The organism is Streptomyces sp. NPDC013457, assembly GCF_043089925.1.
Taxonomy (GTDB): domain Bacteria; phylum Actinomycetota; class Actinomycetes; order Streptomycetales; family Streptomycetaceae; genus Streptomyces.
In genome coordinates, this window is sequence record NZ_JBICBL010000005.1 from 93605 (window position 1) to 111356 (window position 17752).

The window sequence follows — 17752 nt, forward strand, 5'->3', positions numbered from 1 at the left end:
TTGGGTCAGATGCCTGAGGCTGTTAGGCCTGCGAGATCTTGGTGACGTCGACCCGGTTGAAGAGGTCCATCTCGACGTTCGCGACCTTCTTGCTGTGCGCGAACACGTTCTTGCCGAAGCGCAGCGGGATCACCGGCATGTCCTGGACGAGGACGTCCTCGGCCTGCTGCCAGAGCTTGATGGCCTCGGCGGGCGTCTTGGCGGCGCGGCCTTCCTCGACGAGCTTGTCGAACTGCTTGTTGCTGTAGCCGTAGTAGTTCGAGGAACCACCGGTGGTGAACAGCGGGCCGAGGTAGTTCTCCATGGACGGGTAGTCCATGATCCAGCCCATGCGGAACATGCCGGAGAACTTCTTCTGCTCGACCTGGGTCAGCAGCTCGGCGAACTGCGGGACGGCCTGGCCGACGCAGTCGACGCCGAGGTTCTTCTTGACCTGGTTGCAGGTGGCGTCCACCCACTCCTTGTGACCGCCATCGCCGTTGTAGCCGATGTTGATCTTGTTGCCCTCGATGCCGCCGGCCTTCGCGAGGAGAGCCTTGGCGGCGGCCGGGTCGAACTTGCAGGACTCACCGCAGGTGTTGTCGCGGTAGCCGCCGACGACCGGGGAGACGAAGGAGCGAGCCGGGGACTGCGAGTCGTTGAAGATCACCTTGGTGATCTCCTCGCGGTCGATGGCCATGGAGATCGCCTTGCGGATCTCCGGCTTCGAGTACTTCTTGTCGTAGGTCGGGAACGACACGAACTGGAAGGTCGAGGCCGGGGACGACTTGAAGCGGTCACCGAACTGCTTGGTGGCGTTGGCCAGCTCGGAGGTCGGAACCTGCGGGATGACGTCAAGGGCGCCGGCGACGACGTCCTTATACATCGTCTCCTGCTTCTGGTAGATCTTGTACGTCACCGAGTCCACGTTGGGCTTGTTGGTGCCCGTGTAGTCAGGGTTCTTGACGACCTTGATCGCCTTGTTGTGGTCCCACTTGCCCTCGATCTTGAAGGCACCCTGGCCGATCGGAGCCTCTTCGTACGCCTTGATGTTGGCGATCGCGGCGTCCGGCAGCGGGTAGAAGACCGTGTAACCGAGGACGGTCTTGTAGTCGGCGAAGGGCTTCGCCAGCTTGACGGTGAAGGTGGTGTCGTCCACGACCTTCAGGCCCGACAGCTCCTTGGCGGAGGGCTCGGGAGCCTTCTTCGGGCCCTCCTCGCCGTCCGGGTCCGCCGGGTTGAGGGCGTCGTAGCCGTCGATGGTGGCGAAGAAGTAGTTGCCGTCGGCCGCGTTCGGGCCGTAGGCACCCCAGTTCCAACCCTGGACGTAGCTCTTGGCGGTCACCGGGGTGCCGTCGTGGAACTTCTGTCCCGGCTTGATCTTGATGGTCCAGAGCTGGTTGTCCGTCGTCGTGATCGACTCGGCAGCGTCCTCGACCGGCTGGTTCTTGTCGTCATAGCTGACGAGCGGACGGAACAGCGCGTCCAGCACCTGCGAGCCCTCGGACTCGGTCGTCGTCTGCGGGACGAGGCGCTTCGGCTCGGAGATGCCGACGCTCACAGCGCCGCCGGCCTTCGCCTTGCCTTCACCCTCCCCACCCTTGTCATTGCTGCCGCCACAGGCGGTTGCTGCCAGGGCCACGACGATCGCGCCCGCTACCCACTTGGCGCTCTTGGCACCGCGCATGGGTTCCTCCTCATGAGTCCACTTGTCACTACAAGGGGGGCACTTCGAGTTCGCCGACACCCCTGACGGCATTGGACTCAAGTGCCCCTAGTGTGCTCGTGAGTCGACACTCCCCACAGTGCGTGACCCATTGACCCGAGCTCAATGGAGCCAACTATTAAGTACGTCCGGGCTGTAAACCACACTTAAGTGGTCTCGTTTTGGCAACATCAGCAAGGGCCTTGAGACCGAAATCCGGACAAACTGATCACAGACAGACACCCCCGAAACGGACCGTTAACACACGTTCCGGAGAGCGACGTCCGGAAATCGAACAGTGGGACGGGAAATCGGTTTGACGGCTTCCCGCCCATCCGAAGTGTCAGATTCGCCACGCTGTGCCCCTCCGACCGGTGGGTTCCGGGAGGGTCTGGGGAGTCGTCCCGGGAGGTCCCGGGAGGTCCCGGGAGGGCTCCGGGAAGGTTCCGGAACAGGCGACGGCCCCCGCGGGAATCCCGCGGGGGCCGTCGCCGGTGTGGCTCAGGTCAGCCGTTCTTGGCGCGCGACGCCGTGCGACCGCGCTGGTTCTGGTCCAGGACGACCTTGCGGATGCGCACGGCCTCCGGGGTCACCTCGACGCACTCGTCGTCGCGGCAGAACTCCAGCGACTGCTCCAGGGAGAGCTTGCGCGGCGGGACGATCGCCTCGAAGGAGTCGGCGGAGGAGGAGCGCATGTTGGTGAGCTTCTTCTCCTTGGTGATGTTCACGTCCATGTCGTCGGAGCGCGAGTTCTCGCCGACGATCATGCCCTCGTACACCTCGGTGCCGGGGTCGGTGAACAGGACGCCGCGCTCCTGGAGGTTGGTCATCGCGAAGGCGGTGACCGCACCCGCGCGGTCGGCGACCAGCGAACCGTTGTTACGGGTCGTCAGGGTGCCGAACCACGGCTCGTGGCCCTCGTGGATCGAGTGGGCGATGCCCGTACCACGGGTGTTGGTCAGGAACTCCGTACGGAAGCCGATGAGGCCACGGGACGGAACGACGAACTCCATGCGGACCCAGCCGGAGCCGTGGTTCGACATGTTGTCCATGCGGCCCTTGCGGACACCCATGAGCTGCGTGACCGCGCCCATGTGCTCCTCGGGCACGTCGACCGTGAGGCGCTCGACGGGCTCGTGGATCTTGCCGTCGACCTCCTTGGTGACGACCTGCGGCTTGCCGATGGTGAGCTCGAAGCCCTCGCGGCGCATCTGCTCGACCAGGATGGCGAGCGCGAGCTCACCACGGCCCTGGACCTCCCAGGCGTCGGGACGCTCGGTGTCGAGGACGCGGAGCGAGACGTTACCGATCAGCTCGCGGTCCAGACGGTCCTTGACCTGGCGGGCGGTGACCTTGCGGTTCTTGACCGCGGCCTTGGCGTCCGCGCCCTTGCCCGTGCCACCGCGGCCGACGAGCGGCGAGGTGTTGGTGCCGATGGTCATGGAGATGGCCGGCTGGTCGACCGTGATCAGCGGCAGCGCGATCGGGTTCTCCGGGTCGGCCAGGGTCTCGCCGATCATGATGTCCGGGATACCGGCGACGGCGCAGATGTCACCGGGGCCCGCGACCTCGGCGGGCTTGCGGGTGAGCGCCTCGGTCATCATCAGCTCGGTGATGCGAACGTTGGAGATCGAACCGTCACGCTTGATCCACGCGACCGTCTGGCCCTTGCGCAGCTCGCCCTGCTCGACGCGGAGGAGCGCGATACGGCCGAGGAAGTTGTCGGCGTCCAGGTTGGTGACGTGCGCCTGGAGCGGGGCCTCCTCGTCGTACACCGGAGCCGGGACGTGCTCCAGGATGGCGGAGAAGAACGGCTCCAGGTTCTCGGAGTCCTGCGGGACCGTGCCGTTCTCCGGCTTGGTCAGCGAGGCGATGCCGTCACGGCCGCAGGCGTAGACGATCGGGAACTCGATCTGGTCCTCGTCCGCGTCCAGGTCGAGGAAGAGGTCGTAGGTCTCGTTGACGACCTCGTCGATCCGAGAGTCCGGGCGGTCCGTCTTGTTGATGCAGAGGATGACGGGCTTGCGCTGCTGGAGGGCCTTGCGCAGCACGAAGCGGGTCTGCGGGAGCGGACCCTCGGAGGCGTCCACGAGGAGGACGACCGCGTCCACCATCGACAGACCACGCTCGACCTCGCCACCGAAGTCGGCGTGACCGGGGGTGTCGATGATGTTGATCGTGATCGGGGCCCCGCCGTCCTTGGGGTGATACTTCACCGCCGTGTTCTTGGCGAGGATCGTGATGCCCTTCTCACGCTCCAGGTCGTTCGAGTCCATCATGCGGTCGTCGAGCTGCTGGTGGGCGGCGAAGGCACCGGCCTGCTTGAGCATGGCGTCGACGATGGTCGTCTTGCCATGGTCGACGTGGGCGACGATGGCGACGTTACGGATGTCGTGGCGCGTGGGCATGGGTGCTTGCGCTTCTCTCGGATCGTGGGATGCGGCGTCAGTTCCTCTTACGCCCGCCGGGCGGACGCGCCACGGCTATGTCCTATGGTACGGGGCCGCCGCGCAAGGGGCTTCCCCGCCTTGATTCGAGAAGGTCTGCCGGAGGCGTGGGGACGCCTCGGTGGTGCGGTGCACTGGGGATGAGGAGGGGCACTGGTCGTGCGGAGACGGCCGGGTCAAGGGGCCGGACGTGATCCTGCCCGCCGGGAGCGCCGGCGGGCAAGGAAATTGAGCTGCATCTGAGGTTGTGACCTGCGGTTTCGCCTACTTGGTGTTGCGCTCCGCACCCTTGGCGGATTCGGGCTTCTTGAACCCGATGTCCTGGTAACGCGGGGCCGCGAAGCCCCAGGCGCCGGCGTTCACGAGCTCGGGCTTGGCCGCCACCAGCTGGGGGCGCTGGTAGAGGGGAATCGATCCGGCGGCGGCCCAGATCCGGGCGTCGGCCTGGCGGACCAGGTCCAGCGCCTCCTTCTCGTCGAGCGTGGACACCGCCTGGTCGAACAGCTGGTCGATCCGGTCGGTGCCGACACGGGAGTAGTTCTGCTCGACCAGGAGGGAGCCGTCCGAGGCCGCCTCGGGCTTGGCGTAGATCGGCCGGGCGTCGGTCGCGGGGAAGGCGGAGGCGGGCCAGGAGTAGAGGGCCAGGTCGTAGTCGCCGGAGGCGATGTGGTCCTTGAAGAAGCTCTCGTCGGCGACCTTGGTGACCTCCGTGCGGATGCCGACCGCGTCGAGCATCCGGACGATCTTGTCCCCGACGGCGCGGAGCGACTCCGAGCCCGGACCCGAGGGCAGGACGAAGCGGAGGTTCAGCGGTTCGCCGTCCTTGCCGAGTGCCTGGGACGCGCCCGCGGGGACGGCGGGGGCCGCGGTGCCGCGCGGGGCGTAGGCCCCGGGGGCGCCCTGGTCGGGACGGGCCGGGTTCTGCGCCTTGGCCTCGGTGCCACCGGAACCGTCGGCGCGGGCGGCGGGCTCGTTGTCGAGCAGGGCGGCCCGGTGCAGCAGCCCGGGGGCCGGGGCGACGACGGTGGTGCCGTTCTCCGGGCCTTCGGCGCCGATCACGGGCTCGCCCGCGGTGGCGGCGGCCGGCTTGTCGTCGCCGACGATGTAGAGGCCTTCGTCGGAGGCGGCGTCGGCGGCCTCGGGCTTCCCGGCCTCCTCGGCCGAGCCGGCCTTGTCCTTCGGGTCGGCCTTCTCCGCCTTCTCGTCCTTCTTCTCCGACTCGGCCTTCTTCTCGTCGGCCGCCTTCTCCTTGGCCTTCTTCTCCTCGGCCTTCTTCTCCTCGGCCTCGCTGCCGGCCTTCGTCCCGGCGGGCTTCTTGTTCGCGCCGCCGGGGACCCAGCCCGCGTCCGCGAGCAGCGCCCGCGCCTCCTTGGCGTCCTGGTCGCCGAGCGCGTCGCTGCTGTCCGCGTACGCCGCCTGTCCCGCGAGCGCCAGGTGGCTGCCGGGGGGACGGGCGGGCAGCCCGAGCGGCTTGAGTACGGCTTCGGCCAGTTCCTGGCGGTCGAGGGCGCGCGCCACCGCCCGGCGTACCCGCTCGTCCGAGAGCGGACCGCTCTCGCCGTTCAGGGAGAGCTGGGTGTACGCGGGCTCCAGGGACTTGCGGACCACGAACGTGCCCAGGGCCCGCTGCTCGGCCGCGTACCCGTCGATGGCCTGCTGGTTCTTCTCGCGCGCGGCCTGGACGGCCTGCGCCTTGCCCTCGTCGGAGCCGTTCGCCAGCGCCCAGGACTTCAGGGCCGCCGACGGGGTGATCGCGGCGCCCGGGCCGTGGGCGAGCGGCTGTCCCGCACTCCGGCCGGCCTGGGCGTCCCGCGCCGCGAGGGCGATGCGGTCGGCGGCCGACCGATCGATCTCGGCCAGATCGAGCTTGCCCGCGACCAGCGCCGCAAGACGCTCGTCGCGCGGCACGGCACGCAGGACGACCTGGTCGAGCTTGGCGGACTGGCCCCACCAGCGGGGGTTGCGGACGAGCGTGACGGTGGCGGCCTTGCTGTCGGCGGCCTTCAGAAGGAACGGTCCTGCGGTCGCCTTCAGGGTGGTGCGGGCACCGTCGTTGAAGGCGTTCGGGGTCCCCGTCACCTCCTTCGGGTAGAGGGGGGTGAAGAGGGACTGCCAGTCGGCGTACGGCCGGGCGAAGGTGACCCGTACCTCCAGGTCGTCCTTGCCGCGCTCGATCTTCTCGATCCGCTCGTAGCCGGCGTTGCGGGCGGTCCAGTACGCGGTGTCCCGGCCGTTCAGGGCCCGCCACTGCGCGACGAAGTCGGGCGCGCCGATCTCCCGGCCGTCGCTCCACACCGCCTGCTGGTTGAGCTTGTAGAGGACGACCTGCTTGGGCTCCGTCTCGATCACCTGCGCGGACTCCAGATAGTCCGCGTTGCGCCGGGGCCGGCCCCGCTCGTCGAGGGTGTAGAGCGCGGGGAGCACGGCTCCGGCGACGCGCGACGTCGCTCCGTCGGCGTCGGCCTGGAAGGCGTTGAGCGTGGTCGGCATCGCGTCCACGGCCCAGTTCAGCGTGCCGCCGTCGGCGACCTTGTCGCGGGCTGCCGGAGCGTGGTCCGGGGCGGCGGCCGGGGCCTCGTCGGCCTCGTCGCCGGAGCTGCATCCGGCGAGGACGGTGATGGCGAGCACCGCGCTGGTGAGCGTGGCGGCGGAGCGGAGCGTGCGGGAGCGGGGGCTCCTGGAGCATGTCCTCCCGCGAGGGGCGCCGACCTGGGACATGACTTGTACCCCTTCGTCCAGTTTTATGGCATTTGGAGATGATCACACCTATTGCTCATACACTGAAAGCGACGTAACGGATCCGGCCGCGCCGACACGGCGGCGTGGCGGCCAAACCCCACCCGTGCGGCCCAACCGCCGGGCGGCGCGGCTCACCGGACGAGTGGAATCCCGTACACATGGCTTCACAAGCGGGATGTGACGCGCGACACTCTCAGGCGCGTGTTCGCCACCCGCACTCGCGGAAGTGAGGGCAACCCATGTCCGTTCAGGATGATTTGGCGGCTGTCAAGCGCTGCCTCGAAGACCTGGTCCGCACGGTCGGACAGCTGGAACGCAGCGTCGCGGCGGAACGGGGCGCCACCGCGCCACCGGCCGCCGGCCGGCCCGAGAACCTCGTGACCATCCCCGACACGCCGTACGACAGCGCGCTCTGGGGATCGGACACGGACGACGAGGGCCTGGGGGCCCGCGACCGGCGGGCACCCTAGGGCCCGCGGCCTCCGGGAGAGCGGCAGCCGCTGGAGGCCCCAGGAGACCGACAGTCGGAACGCTCCCGAGGAGACCGACCTTGGCCACAGGAACCGAACCGCCGTCCACAGGAAGGGGGGTGCGCGCCACCGGCGTGCACTCCCCTTCCCGTGCGGCCATCGCCCCGCGCCATCTGCGCACCGACCGCTGGTGGCTGGCGCCGGCCGCCACCGCCGCCGGACTGCTCGCCTTCGTCGCCTACTCCACCTGGCGAGCCTTCGCCAACAGCGACTACTACGCGGCCCCGTACGTCTCGCCCTTCTACTCGCCCTGCCTGGCCGAGAACTGCGTCCCCATGAAGGGCGGGCCCAACTGGGAGATCTTCGGCAGCTGGTGGGGCCTCTCCCCCGCCCTGCTGATCCTGGTCTTCCCCCTCGGCTTCCGGCTGACCTGCTACTACTACCGCAAGGCGTACTACCGGGGGTTCTGGGCCTCGCCCCCGGCCTGTGCCGTCGCCGAACCCCACCGGACGTACACCGGCGAGACCCGCTTCCCGCTGATCCTGCAGAACATCCACCGGTACTTCTTCTACACCGCGCTGCCGGTCGCCGCGATCCTCACGTACGACGCCGTGCTGACCTTCCGGGACTCGTCGTACGCCTGGGGGCACGCGGGTCTGGGAACCGTGATCTTCCTGATCAACACCGTGCTGATCTGGGCGTACACCCTCTCCTGCCACTCCTGCCGGCACATCGTCGGCGGGCGGCTGCGGCACTTCTCCCGGCATCCCGTGCGCTACCGCATGTGGAACCTGGTCGGGAGGCTCAACGCCCGTCACATGCTGCTCGCGTGGGCCTCTCTGGTCTCCGTCGCGGTCTGCGACCTGTACGTGTACCTGCTCGCCACCGGCACCTTCGACGACCCGAGGATCTTCTGACATGGCGCAAGTCGAGCGGCAGCAGTGGGACGTGGTCGTGGTCGGCGCGGGCGGCGCCGGCCTGCGCGCCGCGATCGAGGCGCGCGAGCGGGGCGCGAGGACGGCGGTGATCTGCAAGTCCCTGTTCGGCAAGGCCCATACGGTGATGGCCGAGGGCGGCATCGCCGCCTCCATGGCCAACGCCAACCCGCACGACACCTGGCAGGTCCACTTCCGCGACACCATGCGCGGCGGGAAGTTCCTCAACCAGTGGCGGATGGCGGAGCTCCACGCGCGCGAGGCGCCCGAGCGGGTGTGGGAACTGGAGGCCTGGGGCGCCCTCTTCGACCGTACGCCGGACGGCCGGATCTCCCAGCGCAACTTCGGCGGCCACGAGTACCCGCGCCTCGCGCACGTCGGCGACCGGACGGGGCTCGAGCTGATCCGTACGCTCCAGCAGAAGACGGTCGCCCTCCAGCAGGAGGACTTCCGGGAGAGCGGGGAGTACGAGTCCCGGCTGAAGGTCTTCCAGGAGTGCACGGTGACGCGCGTCCTGCGGGACGGGTCGGGGCGGGTCGCGGGGGTCTTCTGCTACGAACGGGAGACCGGCCGCTTCTTCGTCCTGGAGGCGCCGGCCGTCGTCCTGGCGACCGGCGGGATCGGCAAGTCCTTCAAGGTCACGTCCAACTCCTGGGAGTACACCGGCGACGGGCACGCCCTGGCGCTGCTCGCGGGCGCGCCGCTGGTGAACATGGAGTTCGTGCAGTTCCATCCGACCGGGATGGTCTGGCCGCCGTCGGTGAAGGGGATCCTTGTCACCGAGTCGGTGCGCGGCGACGGCGGGGTGCTGCGCAACTCCGACGGCAAGCGGTTCATGTTCGACTACGTCCCCGACGTCTTCAAGGAGAAGTACGCGCAGACGGAGGCGGAGGGCGACCGCTGGTACGAGGACCCGGACAACAACCGGCGCCCGCCCGAGCTACTGCCGCGCGACGAGGTGGCGCGGGCCATCAACGCCGAGGTGAAGGCGGGGCGCGGCTCGCCGCACGGCGGCGTCTTCCTCGACGTGTCGACCCGGATGCCGGCCGAGGTGATCAAGCGGCGGCTGCCCTCGATGTACCACCAGTTCAAGGAGCTGGCGGACGTCGACATCACGGCGGAGGCGATGGAGGTCGGGCCTACCTGCCACTACGTGATGGGCGGGGTCGCGGTCGAGTCCGACACCGCGGCGACCGTGGGCGTGCCGGGGCTCTTCGCGGCGGGCGAGGTCGCGGGCGGGATGCACGGCTCGAACCGGCTCGGCGGGAACTCGCTCTCGGACCTGCTGGTCTTCGGGCGGCGGGCGGGGTGGCACGCCGCGGAGCACGCGGCCGCCGCCTCCCGGGAGGGCGTGTCCGAAGCCGGGGTCGCAGAGGCGGCAGCGGAGGCGCTGGCTCCGTTCGGGGCGGCGGAGGAGCCGTCGGCGGAGAATCCGTACACCCTCCACCAGGAGCTCCAGCAGACGATGAACGACCTCGTCGGCATCATCCGGCGGGAGGGCGAGATGGCCGAGGCCCTGGAGCGGATCGCCGCGCTGCGCGATCGGGCCCGGCGCGCCGGGGTCGAGGGACACCGGCAGTTCAACCCGGGCTGGCACCTGGCGCTCGACCTGCGGAACATGCTGCTCGTGAGCGAGTGCGTGGCCCGGGCCGCGCTGGAGCGGACCGAGAGCCGGGGCGGGCACACCCGGGAGGACTACCCGTCGATGGACCGGGCGTGGCGTCCGGTGAACCTGCTGTGCCATCCGGCGGAGGAGGGCATCGCCCTCGAACGCACCCGTACGGAACCCATTCGTCCGGACCTCCTCGCGCTGTTCGAGAAGGAGGAGCTGGTCAAGTACCTGGCCGAGGAGGAGCTGTACGAGTGAGTACCTATGACGCGCACTTCCGGGTGTGGCGGGGCGACACCGACGGCGGGGAACTGAGGGACTTCACGGTCGAGGTGAACGACGGCGAGGTGGTCCTCGACATCGTCCACCGGCTGCAGGCCACACAGGCCCCGGATCTGGCCGTGCGCTGGAACTGCAAGGCGGGCAAGTGCGGTTCGTGCTCGGCCGAGATCAACGGGCGGCCCCGGCTGATGTGCATGACCCGGATGTCGACCTTCGACCGCACGGAGACTCTGACGATCACGCCGCTGAGGGCCTTTCCGGTCGTACGCGACCTGGTGACGGACGTGTCCTTCAACTACGCGAAGGCGCGCGAGATCCCGGCCTTCGTGCCGCCGGAGGGGGTCGCTCCGGGCGAGTACCGGATGCGGCAGGTGGACGTGGAGCGCTCGCAGGAGTTCCGTAAGTGCATCGAGTGCTTCCTGTGCCAGGACACCTGCCATGTGGTCCGTGACCACGAGGAGAACAAGGGGGCGTTCGCCGGGCCGCGCTTCCTGATGCGGGTCGCGGAGCTGGACATGCACCCGCTGGACTCGGCGGCGGAGGCCGGCCTCGACCGGCGGCGGACGGCGCAGGACGAGCACGGGCTCGGGTACTGCAACATCACCAAGTGCTGTACGGAGGTGTGTCCGGAGGACATCAAGATCACGGACAACGCCCTGATCCCGCTGAAGGAGCGGGCCGTGGACCGCAAGTACGACCCGCTGGTGTGGCTGGGCAACAAGATCCGGCGCCGCGAGGGCTAGGGCATCATCCGGAGGACGGGCCCTGGGGCCGTCCCGCCCGCGCGGCGCCGGCCGGTGTGGAGCGGGCGGGTCAGTGCCAGCCCTCGCGGTAGGCCGTCCAGTCCCCCTCCTTCGCGGCGAAGTCGACGTAGAGCGCGACTCCGAACCGTTCGCGGTCGCGGTCCGTGCGCCCCAGGCCCAGCCGGGTGCCGCGGATCGCGGCCGCCACGGTCTCCGCCGAGTCGTGGTGGCCGAGGTCGTCCTCGTGGAAGAAGGGCAGGCCCATGAGCAGGTCGGTGTCCTTCGGCGTGACCTCCAGGGCGAGGCTCGTCTGCTGGGCGACGTATCCGCCGTAGAGGCTCTCCAACGGCATCCACGTGTCGTACGACATGACGGCTATCTGGTCGACCCTGCGCGCGACCTGCCCGAAGAACTCCTGCGACCACCACTTCTCGCTGCCGCTGACCGCGCCGTTCACCGAGTGCAGGGCGGGCAGCGGGTCGATCTGGTGGGCGGCGACGGAGAGCGGGACCTTGCGCGCCCGGGTCAGCTCACCGAGGTCGTCGAGGAGGGACAGGTAGTGCGCGTCGTCCGAGAGCAGCGGCTCCAGGTCGAAGTGGACCCCGTCGAAGCCGGCGTCGAGGATCTGCCGGGCGGATCCCACCACGGCGGTCCGTGAGGCCGCGTCCTCCAGACGGAGCCCCTCGGGCCCCTCGGTGGCCAGGATGTCGCCGAGCCAGGCGTGCACGCGTATGCCGGGCATCGTGCGGTGGACGCTCTGGATCAGCCACGCCGCCCGGGGGTAGCGGGCGGCGGGCAGCGTGCCGTCGTGCTCCAGCGGCCCGGCGTGGACGTAGAGGTCGCGTATGCCGGTCCCCTTGACACGGGCGGCGAACTCGGCGAGGTCGGCGTCCTTCTTCCGGCCGTCCACCCAGGCGTGGCCCAGCCAGATCGCGTCCTTGCCGCGGGTCTTCGTCCCGTCCTGGAGGTCGCCCGCGTAGTTGACGCGCAGGGCGACGGCGCTGCCTGCCAGGGGCAGGACCAGAAGCAGGACGAGACCGAGAGCGATCCATCGCCCCCGCCTCCACCAGCCGCGTACGCGTCCGTTCACCCGAGCCCCCCGAGATCGTCGATGTCGTGATCACCACCCTAGGAGCGGCTACTGACAGTGACGCTCGGGGCCGAGGATGCGGTTCCGCCCGGTCGCGGGCTAACAGACCGGGACATAACCTCCCCATGTGACGCGAACAGCCAGCCGAGCCCTCCTCGCGGTGCTGGTGGCGGCGTGGTGGCTGACCGTGCCCGCCGTTCACGGCGCCCGCGCCGACGACCCCGTCGTGCTGTCCCGCGAGGGGCAGATCACGGACACGGTGGACGCGCTCGGGGACCGGCGCGGCGCGGTCGTCCGGGCCCTGGACCAGCTCTACGACGACCGGCGCGTCCAGCTCTTCGTCGTGTACGTACGGGACTTCTCCGGTCGCCCGGCCCAGAGCTGGGCCGACGCCACGGCCGAGCGCAACGGCCTGGGCGTCGACGACCTCCTGCTCGCGGTGGCCACACACGACCGGCAGTACGGCTACTCGGCCGACCCGGCCTCCCGCTTCACCCAGGCGCAGCTCGACGACGTCGCCCGGACAGCGATCGAGCCGCCCCTCCGGCAGAACGACTGGGCGGGGGCGGCGATCGGCGCGGCGAACGGCTACGACGCGGTCCTCGCCGGGCAGCCGGTGATCACCCCCACGATCACCCCGGGCGACGCCGATCCCGGCGGCACGGTGGACGACGGCACCTCCGGGTCGGACCTCGTCCTGCCCGTCGTCCTCGTCGGCGGGGCCGGCGTCGTCGCCGCGTACGCCTGGAACAAGCGCCGCCGGCGGCCCGCAGCGGGCGCGGGTCCGGGCCACGGCACGAAGGCGGGGGCGGGCGGGGGCACGCCGGGCGGCCAGGGCTGGGGCGCTCCGAAGGAACCCGCGCCGCCGACGCTCGCCGAGCTGGACGGGCGGGCCCGGCAGGCGCTGGTCGCCACGGACGACGCCGTCCGGACCAGCCAGGAGGAACTCGGCTTCGCGACCGCCCAGTTCGGCGAGGAGGCGGTCGGGCCCTTCACCGAGGCCATGGCGTTCGCGAAGGAGGAGCTGACGGCCGCGTTCCGGCTCCGCCAGAAGCTCGACGACGCCTTCCCCGAGGACGACGCGACCCGCCGCTCGATGCTCGAGGAGATCGTCCGGCGCTGCGCCGACGCGAACGCGCGCCTGGACGCCCGGTCCGAGGACTTCGACCGGCTCCGGGCCCTGGAGCGCGACGCCCCCGAGGCGCTGGCCGCCGTCGAGGCCGCGTTCCGCGAGCAGTCGGGACGGGTCGGCACGGCGGAGGCGGCGCTGACCGCGATGCGGGAACGGTACGCCGAGTCCGCGGCCTCCCCCGTGGCGAGCGACGTCGAACAGGCCAAGGACCGGCTGGTGTTCGCGACGACACACGTGGAGCGCGCTCGGCAGGCCGTCGAGGCGGGCGACAACGGCGCCGCGGCCGTCCACATCCGGGCGGCCGAGGGCGCGGTCGACCAGGCGGCCCGGCTGAGCGAGGCCGTCGACCGGCGCGCCAAGGAGCTGGCGGAGGCCGTGGGCAAGCTGACGACCGCCCTCTCGGAGACCGAGGCCGACCTCGCCGACGCCCGCGGACTGCTCCAGGGCACGGCCGAGGGGGTCTCCACCGCCGACCTCCAGGGCCGTATCGCCCGCGCGGAGGCGGTCGTCGCCGATGTACGGCGGACGGTGGACGCGGGCCGCCACGACCCGTTGGACGCGCTGCGCCGCATCGAGGAGGCCGACGCGGCGCTCGACGAGGCGCTGGCGGGCGCACGGGAGCGGGAGTCGGGCGCGCGGCGCGCCCGCGCCCTCCTCGACCAGACGATGCTGACGGCCCGTTCCGCCATCGGGGCGGCGGCCGACTACATCACCACCCATCGCGCGGCCGTGGGCAGCGAGGCCCGCACGCGTCTGGCCGAGGCCCAGCGCCGGCTGGGGAAGGCGGCGGCCCTGGGTGAGGCCGACGACCCGCAGGCGGGCCTGGGCGAGGCCCAGCAGGCGGACGCGCTGGCCCGGCGGGCGCAGGACCTCGCCGAGCAGGACGTCCGGACGTATGGGAACCCGAACGGGCTGGGCGGTGTAACAGGGGTGGGAGGTGGCGGCGGCGGGCTCGGCGGAGCGGTGCTCGGCGGCATCATCCTCGGCGGGCTGTTCGACGGAGGAAGGGGAGGCGGGGGTCATGGCGGGGGATTCGGCGGGGGCGGGTTCGGTGGGGGCGGTTTCGGTGGCGGACCCGGGCGTTTCGGCGGTGGGGGGACCCGCGGCCGGCTGGGCGGCGGCGGCCGCTTCTGACCCTTCACGGCTCATCGCGCTCATCGCGCGCACCGTGCACCTCGTGCTCACCCTGCTCACCACCCTCAAGGAGAAGGACCATGACGAAGCAGACCGTCCTCGGCCGCGTCACCCAGCTGGCGAAGGCCAACATCAACGCGCTGCTGGACCAGGCGGAGGACCCGCAGAAGATGCTGGACCAGCTGATCCGCGACTACAGCGACAACATCACGGAGGCGGAGGAGGCGGTCGCGGCGACGATCGGCAATCTGCGGCTGATGGAGCAGGACCACCAGGAGGACACGGCCGCGGCGAAGGAGTGGGGCGACAAGGCGCTGGCCGCGAGCAGAAAGGGCGACGAGCTACGGGCGGGCGGGCAGACGGCGGAGGCGGACCGGTTCGACAACCTGGCGAAGGTCGCGCTGGGGCGCCAGCTCCAGTCGGAGAAGGAGGCGAGGACGGCCGAGCCGACGATCGCGGCCCAGACCGAGGTCGTGGAGAAGCTCAAGACCGGCCTGGACCAGATGAAGGCCAAGCTGGGCGAGCTGCAGGCGAAGCGCGACGAGCTGGTCGCCCGGGCCGCCTCCGCGCAGGCGCAGAACCGGATGATGGACGCCGTGAAGAACATCGACGTGCTGGACCCGACGAGCGAGCTGAGCCGGTTCGAGGACAAGGTGCGGCGGGAGGAGGCGAAGGCGATGGGCAAGCAGGAGCTGGCCGCCTCCTCGCTGGACGCCCAGTTCGAGCAGCTGGACACGCTCGGCGACAGCGCGGAGATCGAGGCGCGGCTCGCGGCGCTGAAGCGGTAGCGCCCACCCCGCCCGCACGCGGGGTGGTGCGGCACCGGTCAGAACATGCTCAGGAGCTGCTCCACCGTAGGCTCAGCGGCCCCCTCGCCGTCCGGCAGGGGCAGTTCGAACCAGACGGTCTTGCCGCGGGGGGTGCGGCGCGAGCCCCAGGCGGCGCTGAGCAGCCCGACCAGCTGCAGTCCGCGCCCGCCCTCGTCGGTGTCCCGTGCCCGGCGTCGCCGTGGCTGCACGAGCCCGGAGTCCCAGACCTCGCAGACGAGGGTCCGGTCGCGGAGCAGCCGGAGCCGGATCTCGCCCTCGCCGTACCGCAGGGCGTTGGTGACCAGTTCGCTGACCAGGAGCTCGACGGTGTCCACGAGCGGCTCGAGGTCCCAGGCGGTGAGCTGGGCGCGCGCCAGTTCGCGGGCCCGGCCGACCGAGCGGGGCTCACGGGGCAGCCGCCAGTCCCCGACGGCGTCGGCCGGCAGTCCCTGGATACGGGCCATCAGGAGGGCGATGTCGTCCTCGCCGTGCTCGGTGTCGAGGGTGGACAGCACCCGGTCGCAGACGTCCTCGAGGGGCAGGGCCGAGTCCGTGAGCGCGCTGCGGAAGGCGCTGAGCCCCTCGTCGAGCGGATGGTCGCGGGACTCGACGAGCCCGTCGGTGTAGAGGGCCAGCAGGGCGCCCTCGGGCAGTTCGACCTCCACCTCTTCGAAGGGCTCTCCGCCGACGCCGAGCGGCATCCCCGGCGGCACGTCGAGGAGCAGGGCCTTCTCGCCCGGTTCGACGAGGACCGGCGGAAGGTGGCCGGCGTTGGCGAAGGTGCAGCGCCGGGTGACGGGGTCGTAGACGGCGTAGACGCAGGTGGCGAGGTAGACCTCGGAGAGCTCCGGCCCACGGGGCTTGTGGGCGCGGGCGCTCTGCTGGGCTCCCACGGGTGCGCCGAGGCCGCGGGCGATCTCGTCGAGGTGGGAGAGCACCTCCGCGGGTTCCAGGTCGAGCTGGGCCAGGGTGCGGACGGCGGTGCGCAGTTCGCCCATGGCGACGGCGGCGCGCAGGCCGCGGCCCATGACGTCCCCGATGACCAGGGCGGTGCGATGGCCGGGGAGTTCGATGACGTCGAACCAGTCGCCGCCGACCTCGGTGGCCGTGGTGCCGGGGAGATAGCGGCAGGCGATGTCCAGACCGGCGGCCTCGGGATCGCCGGGCGGAAGCAGGCTGCGCTGGAGGATCAGGGCCCGCTCGTGCTCGCGGCGGTAGAGGCGGGCGTTGTCGATGCAGACCGCGGCGCGGGCGGCCAGTTCGACGGCGAGGGCCCGGTCCCGCTCCCCGAAGGGCTCGCTGCCCTTGGTCCGGGAGAACTGGACGAGGCCGACGACGGTGTCGTGGGCGACCATCGGCACGACGAGGGTCGAGTGGACGAGACCGCCCTCGGCGCCGGGGACGGTTCTGACCTGTCCGGTGCGGAGGGCTCCGGCGCAGGGCGAGTTGAACGGGTAGCGGTGGACGGCGCCGACCTCGACGGGGCCGGTGCCGCAACAGCCGCCTTCGGCGTCGGTGCCGGCCGTTCCGTCGGGGTTGCGGAGCGGGGTGTCGGACACCGCGCTCGCGAAGGCGACCCGGCGCAGCTCGGCGCTGCCCGCGCCGTAGCCGACGTCGTGGGAGCTCCCCCACCGTCCGGGCGGAGCCTCGTCCCCGGTCAGCAGCCCCTGGTAGAGATCGACGGAGGCGAGGTCGCAGAAGCCGGGGACGGACACGTCGAGCAGTTCCCGGGCGGTGGCCTCCAGATCCAGGGAGTTGCCGATGCGGGCGCCGGCCTCGTTGAGGAGGGCGAGGTTGCGGCGGGCGCTGGCCGCCTCGCGGGCCGCGTTGTGGCGGCGGGTCACGTCGATGCCCAGTCCGGCGACGCCGACGGGCCGGCCGGATCCGCTGTGCACGCGGTAGAGGTTGATCGACCAGTGGCGCCGGTCGGTGGAGCCCGGAGGGGCACCGACGATCTGCAGTTCGGTGACGGACTCACCGGTCTCCAGGACGCTCTGGAGCGCGGCCGTCATCCGGTCGGCCTCGGGCCGGGAGAGGTAGTCGTGGACGGTGCGGCCCCGGTGGTCGTCCGCCGAGCCGCCGAAGACGGTGGCGAAGCGCTGGTTGGCGCGCTTCACGGTGAGATCGGTGCCGAAGAGCAGAAAACCAAAAGGGGATTGGCCGAAAATCGCCTGCGAAGCGGCGAGGTCGGTCTCGATGTGCCGCAGCGCCCGTACGTCGACGACGATGCAGAGCGCGGCCCGTTCCCCGGTCGTGGTCCGGCTCGGCATGACGTACATCTCGGCGATGCCGTCCCGGCTCCCGCTGCGGTCCTGGCCCGGGATCCGGAAGGGGACGAGGCCCGTCCACTCACGGCCGTCGAGGATCTCGGCGACCCTGAGCCGCCCGCGTTCACGCAGGTCGGCAGGCATGAAGGCCTCGACCGGATCCTTGCCCATGGCCTCTTCGGCAGGCACGCCGAAGAGGTCGACGGCCCGGCGACTCCACTGGTCGACGAGCCCGTCGGGCCCTATCGAGAAGGAGGCGACCCTGATGTAGTCATAGATCGAGCCGGGCGGGCTGCTCTGCCACACGAAGCCGCTCGCCGTCTCAGGTATCTCGCTCACGCGACCGTCCCCTCCAGCTCACCGCACCGGACCGGCCATGCCCGCAGTATTCAGCACTACGGCCCCCGACGG

At 70.8% G+C, this 17752-nt stretch carries 11 protein-coding genes; 6 read left to right on the forward strand and 5 right to left on the reverse strand.

Translation table 11 applies throughout. The annotated features are described in order from the left end of the window. Positions 1-22: 22 nt before the first annotated feature. From ACF1G2_RS14935 to ACF1G2_RS14945, 3 genes are all read right to left on the reverse strand, one after another. Positions 23-1666, reverse strand: a complete 1644-nt coding sequence (locus ACF1G2_RS14935; RefSeq protein WP_391798656.1) for an ABC transporter substrate-binding protein — start codon at positions 1664-1666, stop codon at positions 23-25. A 524-nt stretch (positions 1667-2190) separates the two neighbouring features. Then, positions 2191-4092 carry a translational GTPase TypA gene (gene typA, locus ACF1G2_RS14940; RefSeq protein WP_391798657.1) on the reverse strand — a complete coding sequence of 634 codons (1902 nt, stop codon included), beginning with the start codon at positions 4090-4092 and terminating at the stop codon, positions 2191-2193. Positions 4093-4395: 303 nt separating this feature from the next. Beyond that, entirely contained in the window at positions 4396-6849 is a 2454-nt protein-coding gene (locus ACF1G2_RS14945; protein ID WP_391798658.1) for an ABC transporter family substrate-binding protein, read from the reverse strand. Between the two features lie 260 nt (positions 6850-7109). On the opposite strand from ACF1G2_RS14945, the gene ACF1G2_RS14950 reads away from it, so the two are divergent. From ACF1G2_RS14950 to ACF1G2_RS14965, 4 genes are all read left to right on the forward strand, one after another. Further along, complete coding sequence (locus ACF1G2_RS14950; protein ID WP_391798659.1) at positions 7110-7340, forward strand: hypothetical protein; 231 nt, start codon at positions 7110-7112, stop codon at positions 7338-7340. Positions 7341-7420: 80 nt separating this feature from the next. Continuing rightward, positions 7421-8257, forward strand: coding sequence for a hypothetical protein (locus ACF1G2_RS14955; protein ID WP_391798660.1), 837 nt, complete (start codon positions 7421-7423; stop codon positions 8255-8257). A gap of 1 nt (position 8258) precedes the next feature. Then, the gene (locus ACF1G2_RS14960) at positions 8259-10142 is read left to right on the forward strand and encodes a fumarate reductase/succinate dehydrogenase flavoprotein subunit (RefSeq protein WP_391798661.1); all 1884 of its coding nucleotides are present in this window, start codon (positions 8259-8261) and stop codon (positions 10140-10142) included. Then, entirely contained in the window at positions 10139-10909 is a 771-nt protein-coding gene (locus ACF1G2_RS14965; protein ID WP_391798662.1) for a succinate dehydrogenase/fumarate reductase iron-sulfur subunit, read from the forward strand. Before ACF1G2_RS14960 ends, ACF1G2_RS14965 begins: the two co-directional genes overlap by 4 nt. Before the next feature lie 70 nt (positions 10910-10979). Here the strand turns inward: ACF1G2_RS14965 and ACF1G2_RS14970 are convergent, their stop codons facing one another. After that, positions 10980-11999 (reverse strand): hypothetical protein, encoded by a 1020-nt coding sequence (locus tag ACF1G2_RS14970; RefSeq protein ID WP_391798663.1) that lies wholly within the window; start codon positions 11997-11999, stop codon positions 10980-10982. A gap of 127 nt (positions 12000-12126) precedes the next feature. Between ACF1G2_RS14970 and ACF1G2_RS14975 the strand changes: the two genes are divergently transcribed. Further along, positions 12127-14265, forward strand: coding sequence for a TPM domain-containing protein (locus tag ACF1G2_RS14975; RefSeq protein WP_391798664.1), 2139 nt, complete (start codon positions 12127-12129; stop codon positions 14263-14265). A gap of 80 nt (positions 14266-14345) precedes the next feature. Continuing rightward, complete coding sequence (locus ACF1G2_RS14980) at positions 14346-15053, forward strand: PspA/IM30 family protein (RefSeq protein WP_391798665.1); 708 nt, start codon at positions 14346-14348, stop codon at positions 15051-15053. Positions 15054-15091: 38 nt separating this feature from the next. Here the strand turns inward: ACF1G2_RS14980 and ACF1G2_RS14985 are convergent, their stop codons facing one another. After that, positions 15092-17680 (reverse strand): SpoIIE family protein phosphatase, encoded by a 2589-nt coding sequence (locus ACF1G2_RS14985; RefSeq protein ID WP_391798666.1) that lies wholly within the window; start codon positions 17678-17680, stop codon positions 15092-15094. Positions 17681-17752: the final 72 nt, after the last annotated feature.